The sequence below is a fragment of the Streptomyces sp. NPDC054834 genome (assembly GCF_053611185.1).
Genome location: NZ_JBSGZV010000061.1, coordinates 37,477 through 43,476 on the forward strand (window position 1 = coordinate 37,477; position 6,000 = coordinate 43,476).

Genomic DNA, 6,000 nt, shown 5'->3' on the forward strand with positions numbered 1-6,000 from the left:
CAATGGTCATGCGCGAGAAACATGCAAGAAACGCAGTCCCTATGCCATCTGGTGCAGGCGGTAGTACTGAAAGTTTTCAACCGCATCTTGCAAGTGAGCTGGTTCGCTGGTTAGCTTCCAGCCGCGCCACGCGCTCGTTGTGCATGACCGTCCGTGACGAGCGGGGACGTATCATCGACGGCTGGCCCCACGGGTGACGGAGGGAACCGTATGAAGGTCGGCATCACCGAGGTCGCGGTCCGGGCGCAGGTGAGCGAGGCCACGGTCAGTCGCGTCATCAACCGGCGCCAGGGCGTGTCCCGCAAGACCCGCGAGGCGGTCGAGCAGGCGATGGCCGACCTGGGGTACGAGCGGCAGACACGGGGTCAACTCGTCGCGGTCATCACGGAGTTGGTCTCCAACCCGTTCTTCGCCGACGTCTGCGAACGGATCGAGTCCACCCTCGCCCCGCACGGCCTGAAGACGATCCTGTGCCCGTGCTTTCCCGGCGGGGTGCAGGAGCTGGACTTCGTGACCTCCCTCGCCGACCGGGGCGTCGCCGCCGTCGTCTTCCTCTCGGCCAGCAACACCATCGAGGGCGCGGACCCGCAGGCGTACGAACTCCTGCGCTCCCGCAGGATCCCGTTCGTCGGGGTCAACGGCCAGTTCGAGGGCGGGGGCGAGGCGCCGGTCTTCTCCACCGACGACCTGCTGGCCGCCGAACTCGCCGTCGACCACCTGCACCGGCTCGGTCACCGCCGTATCGGCATGGCATCGGGCCCGGTCGGCAACCGCCCGGCCGACCGCCGTGTCAGCGGCTTCGTCGCCTCGCTCGCCAGGCGTGGGGTGGCGGACCCGGAGCAGTGGGTGGTCCGGCAGTCCTACACCGTCGAGGGCGGCCAGTCCGCCGCGGTCTCACTCCTCGGCCGCGGCGCCACGGCCATCGTCGCCGCCAGCGACTACATGGCCCTGGGCGCGATCCGCGGGGCGCGCCGTCAGGGGTACGACGTCCCGGGTGACGTGTCCGTCGTCGGCTACGACGGCTCCATGATCATGGACTTCGTCGATCCCCCGCTCACCACGGTCCGCCAGCCCGCCGACCGGCTGGCCTCGGAAGTGGCCCGCAGCGTCCTCGCCCTGGTCGGCAACCGCGACGTCCCCGTCGGCGAACTCCTCTTCGACCCCGAGCTGGTGATCCGCGCGAGCACGGCGCCGCCGAGGAAGGAGTGAGGCGAGGAGTGCCCTGCTCGGACAGCGAGTACGCCGTCGGTCCGGTGACGGCCAGCAGCACCTGTAGATCGGATCTATAGGGACCGTACGCAATTTCGCCGTAGATGGCGCCAATTGGGCACCAACTGGCGGCAATTCGCATATTCATCGGATGTTTCGTCGCTCACGGATGCTCCGGAGGGGCTATGTCTCGGTTCGTTTTTCTAGGGGTGGCACTCGCGTTGCTCGGAGGTGCCGCCAGCCCTGTCGCCGCGGGGCCGAAGGCCGCGCCGGTAATGGTCGACGTGGACACTTACGGAGCCGACCCCACAGGCCGGACGGACTCGACACCCGCCGTCACCGCGGCGCTGCGGCACGCCAAGAGCGTCCATCGGCCGGTCAGGATCGTGTTCTCGAAGGGCACCTACCAGCTCTATCCCGAACGGGCCGAGACGCGTGAGCTCTATGTGTCCAACACCGTCGGCGCCGACCAGCGTTACCGGGACAAGAAGATCGGGCTGCTCGTCGAGGACATGCACGACGTCACCATCGACGGCGGCGGAGCGAAGCTCGTCTACCACGGCCTTCAGACGGCGTTCGCGTCGATCCGCTCGACCGACGTGACCTTCACGAACTTCTCCTTCGACTACGCGGCCCCCGAGGTCATCGACGCGACAGTCGCCGCCACCGGTGTCACCGACGGACACGCCTACCGCGTCCTGTCGATCCCCGCCGGCAGCCCGTACCGGGTGAACGGCACCCACGTCACCTGGCTCGGCGAGACCAGTCCGGCCACCGGTCAGCCGTACTGGTCGGGTGTCGACGGACTCCAGTACACGCAGATCCACGACCCCAAGGCGCAACGGACCTGGCGCGGGGACAACCCGCTGTTCAACGACGTCGCCGCGGTCACGGACCTCGGCCACCGCCGAATCCGGATCGACTACTCCACCACGGCACGGCCGGCGGACGCCGGGCTCGTCTACCAGATGCGCCTCATCGAGCGAACCGAACCGGGCGCTTTCATCTGGCAGTCCAAGAACGTCACCATGCGCTCGATGAACGCGTACTACCTTCAGTCCTTCGGTGTGGTGGGGCAGTTCAGCGAGAACATTTCCATCGACAAGGTGAACTTCGCACCCGATCCGGCATCCGGCCGGTCGACGGCCTCGTTCGCGGACTTCGTGCAGATGTCCGGCGTCAAGGGGAAGGTCTCGATCACCCGGAGCGTCTTCGACGGCCCGCACGACGACCCGATCAACATCCACGGCACCTACCTCGAAGTCGTAGGGAAACCCGGGCCGTCCACCCTCACTCTCGCCTACGAACACCCGCAGACCGCCGGATTCCCGCAGTTCGCCCCGGGTGACGAGGTCGAGTTCACCGCCAAGCGCACCATGACACCGCTGGCGGACGCGCACGCGGTGGTCACCGCGGTCGACGGGCCGAGCGGAATGGACCACGACAAACCGCTGACCACGATGACCGTCACCTTCGACCGGCCGGTACCCGCCGGGGTCGAGACCAACGGCACGGTCGTCGAGAACATCACGGCCACGCCGTCGGTCGTCATCTCCGGCAACGTGTTCCGCAACGTGCCGACCCGCGGTGTGCTGGTCACCACCCGCAAGCCCGCCCTCATCACCGGCAACCGGTTCGACGGGATGTCCATGGCCAGCATCTACGTCTCCGCCGACGCCTACCAGTGGTACGAGTCCGGGCCGGTCGCCGACCTCACGATCCGCGGGAACTCCTTCACACGGCCCACCGGTCCGGTCCTCTTCGTCGAGCCGACCAACCAGCTCGTCGACCCGGCGAACCCCGTGCATCACAACATCTCGGTCGAGCACAACTCGTTCGACATCGGTGACATCACCGTCGTCGACGCCAAGAGCGTCGGCGGGTTCGCCTTCACCGGCAACACGGTCCGGCGGCTGGACGGAGCGGACCACCCGCCGTACACCTCCCCGCTGTTCGTCTTCCACGGCAGTTCGGGCATCCGGATCGCGCACAACCACTACGACAAGGGCCTGAACACCTCGGTGGTCACGGACTGAAGCGTGTCGGCCTCCGGCCCGCCCCCAGGGGGGTGGGCCGGAGGCGGTTCGGACCGGTCAGCGCGGTGTCTTGGGTTTCTTCAACACCGTCCTCGGCTTCTGCTCCGACGTGGCGATCGCCTGGATCGGCGCGGTCGTCGCCGACCTGGTCATCAACAAGCCGCTGAAGCTCAGCCCGTCGTACGTCGAGTTCAGGCGCGCCCATACGCACAACTTCAACCCGGTCGGCTTCGGCTCGATGCTGATCGCCTCGGCGGTCTCCATCGCCGCGTACTTCAACGTCTTCGGGGAGTACGGCAAGGCCTACTCCCCCTCCATCGCGCTGTTCCTGGCGATGGTGCTCTCACCGCTGTTCGCGGCGGCGACGAAGGGCAGAAGGGACGCGGGGCAGGCGGACATGCGTCCCCGCTCCGCCGAAATCTACGGTGATCTGCATGGCCTCCCCCGCGTTCCCTGGCCGAGAACCCGGCGTTGGTCCCCGCGTCGATCGACCGGCTCGCGCTGCGCCTCAAAGCCTTGGGCGACCGCCATGACGATCTCCAGCCCGTGCTGGCCCACCCGGCCCGGGTCGGCGGCCCGCGCGATTGGCAGTCCTGGGGCGTTGTCCCACACCACTACCTCCACCACGGCGCCGGAGCCGCGCAGATCGAGCAGCACCGGGCCGGGGGGGTACTTGCCGGCAGGCCCCCAACCTGCGCTACCGGGTTGAGGAGGTCTGTGCGATCTTGGTGAAGTGGACCTGCCGGGCAGACACACCGCAGCCGCTACGAAGGCTTCGGCCCCGACCTGCGGCCCAAGCGGAGCGCAGATCACCGACGCCAAACGGGCCTGTTCCTCGGACCCGCTGCCATCAAGGGACGCTGGAGGCAAGCGGCGCGCCGGTCCGCTCGGACCTTGCTCGAGCGGGCCGGCTGCGTGTGCCCGGAAGCCCCAGCCACCAGGCACACGCGGGACCAGCCGGCCACCGCCACCGCAACACGCCAGTCCGGACCATGCGGCTGACCCGCACAACCGCGGTCATACCCCGCGGCACCGCGTCCCGTCCGGGGCTGTAGGCGGGCTATGCCGCCCGCTCTGAACTCGCCCTTCCGGGGTACTCGCGCGCTCATCGGATGGCCGGGCGCATGACGCAGCCCGGCCTGCAGGGACGCAGAGGGACGGGAGGTGACCGCCATGTCGGGCACACAGCCGCACTATGCCGGATCCGACCACGGCACGGACCGCTCCGGCCAGGAGCCGGTGAGCGAGCTGGTGCAGCGGGCCTCGCAGCAGCTGACCGAGCTGGTGCGCGGTGAGCTGAGGCTGGCCCAGGCGGAGATGAAGGAGAAGGGCAAGCGCTACGGCAAGGGCGGTGGTCTGTTCGGCGGCGCCGGAGTCGTCGGCTTCCTGATGCTTCAGGCGCTGGTCGCCACCGCGATTGCCGCGCTGGCGGTGCCGTTGCCGGTGTGGGCGGCGGCGCTGATCGTCACGGCGGTGCTGGGTGTGATCGCCGCGGTGATGGCCATGAGTGGGAAGAAGCAGGTCGACCAGGCCGCGCCGCCCGCGCCCGAGCAGACGGTCGAGAACGTGAAGGCCGACGTGGCCGAGATCAAGGAGAGTGCGCACCGATGACCCAGCCGCCTCACGACGAGCCCATCGCCTCCAGCCCCGACGAATTGCGCGAGCACGTTGAGCAGACCCGGACCGAACTCGGGGAGACGGTCGAGGCGCTGGCGGCGAAGACTGACGTCAAGGCGCGAGCCCAGGAGAAGGCCGCCGAGGTCAAGGAACAGGCCGCCGCGAAGGCCGGCGAGCTGAAGGAGCAGGCCGCGGTCAAGGCCGGGGACTTGAAGGCGAAGGCCGCCGACCTGGCACACCAGGCGCAGGACAGGCTGCCCGACCCGGTCAAGGACAAAGCCGCCCAGGCCGCTGAGCAGGCCCGGGCGAAAGCGGCCCAGGCCGGTCAGATGTGGGAGGAGAAGGCCCCCGAGCCGGTGCGGCAGAAGGCGGCCCAAGGGGCGCAGGTGGCCCGTGACAACCGCAACCTGCTGCTGGCAGCAGCGGGCGTGGCCGTCGTGGTGTGGCTGACCTGCCGCCGCCGGAAGGGGTGAGCCGCGTGAAGGCGTCGAAGATCGCCTACAAGCCGGTCGTCTCGCTCTTGGCGCCGTCAGCGGCATGACCGCGGGAGCGGTGTTCAAGCAGACGTGGAAGATGCTCGGCCACGACGAAGACGCCCCGGACGCCACCGACGAAGAGCGCTCTTGGCGTGAGGTGCTGCTGGCCGCCACGCTGCAAGGCGCGGTCTTCGCCGGGGTCGAAGCGGCCGTCGACCGCGCCGGCGCCACCGCCACCCGCCGCCTGACTGGTACCTGGCCCGGCTGACACGCATAGGGAAGTGGGAGGGCCGGTACGACACGGATACCGGCCCCCCCACCACTCGCGTCAGTACCCGTCCGAAGGACCCTCACAGACATGCCCGATCAGCACACGACTGCTGCACTGACAGCCTCAGCAGTCATCGCCACGATCCTGGTCGTCCGGGCAGCCGTCCTCCACCACAGCGGCCGAGGACGCGTTGCCCACCCGGTGCGCGGTCGCACCACACCCCGCGCCGACAAGGTCGCGCCCTCTGCAGCCGCACTCTCGACCGACGCCGCCTCCGCCGTGCGAGAGGCTGAACGGCACGTCCACCACTGCTGGCAGCAGCTGGCAAACCCGGAAGCCACCGCGGACTCGGCTTCAGCACGGAGGGGCCGGAGCACGAGGTGCTCCGGCC

Annotated in this window: 5 protein-coding genes and 2 pseudogenes; 5 read left to right on the forward strand and 2 right to left on the reverse strand. The window is 69.0% G+C overall.

Translation table 11 applies throughout. The features are described from left to right. Positions 1-210 precede the first annotated feature (210 nt). The gene (locus ACWGJM_RS43885) at positions 211-1,209 is read left to right on the forward strand and encodes a LacI family DNA-binding transcriptional regulator (protein ID WP_453417371.1); all 999 of its coding nucleotides are present in this window, start codon (positions 211-213) and stop codon (positions 1,207-1,209) included. 275 nt (positions 1,210-1,484) lie between these two features. Beyond that, positions 1,485-3,245: a glycosyl hydrolase family 28-related protein gene (locus ACWGJM_RS43890; protein WP_453417372.1), complete on the forward strand. Its 1,761-nt coding sequence runs from the start codon at positions 1,485-1,487 to the stop codon at positions 3,243-3,245. 57 nt (positions 3,246-3,302) lie between these two features. Here ACWGJM_RS43890 and ACWGJM_RS43895 read toward each other — a convergent pair whose 3' ends face one another. Together ACWGJM_RS43895 and ACWGJM_RS43900 are read right to left on the reverse strand one after the other, a co-directional pair. After that, a complete protein-coding gene (locus ACWGJM_RS43895; RefSeq protein WP_453417373.1) occupies positions 3,303-3,545 on the reverse strand; it encodes a hypothetical protein in 243 nt (80 codons plus the stop codon). A gap of 120 nt (positions 3,546-3,665) precedes the next feature. Beyond that, a pseudogene (locus tag ACWGJM_RS43900) lies at positions 3,666-3,926 on the reverse strand (ATP-binding protein); the annotation flags it as partial. Between the two features lie 492 nt (positions 3,927-4,418). Here ACWGJM_RS43900 and ACWGJM_RS43905 point away from each other — a divergent pair. The 3 genes and pseudogenes from ACWGJM_RS43905 (at position 4,419) to ACWGJM_RS43915 (ending at position 5,606) form a co-directional block, all read left to right on the forward strand. After that, on the forward strand, positions 4,419-4,856 hold the full coding sequence (locus tag ACWGJM_RS43905; protein ID WP_453417374.1) for a phage holin family protein: 438 nt from the start codon (positions 4,419-4,421) through the stop codon (positions 4,854-4,856). Next, positions 4,853-5,335, forward strand: coding sequence for a DUF3618 domain-containing protein (locus ACWGJM_RS43910; RefSeq protein WP_453417375.1), 483 nt, complete (start codon positions 4,853-4,855; stop codon positions 5,333-5,335). Before ACWGJM_RS43905 ends, ACWGJM_RS43910 begins: the two co-directional genes overlap by 4 nt. Positions 5,336-5,340: 5 nt before the next feature. Further along, positions 5,341-5,606: pseudogene (locus ACWGJM_RS43915) on the forward strand (DUF4235 domain-containing protein). Positions 5,607-6,000 lie beyond the last annotated feature (394 nt).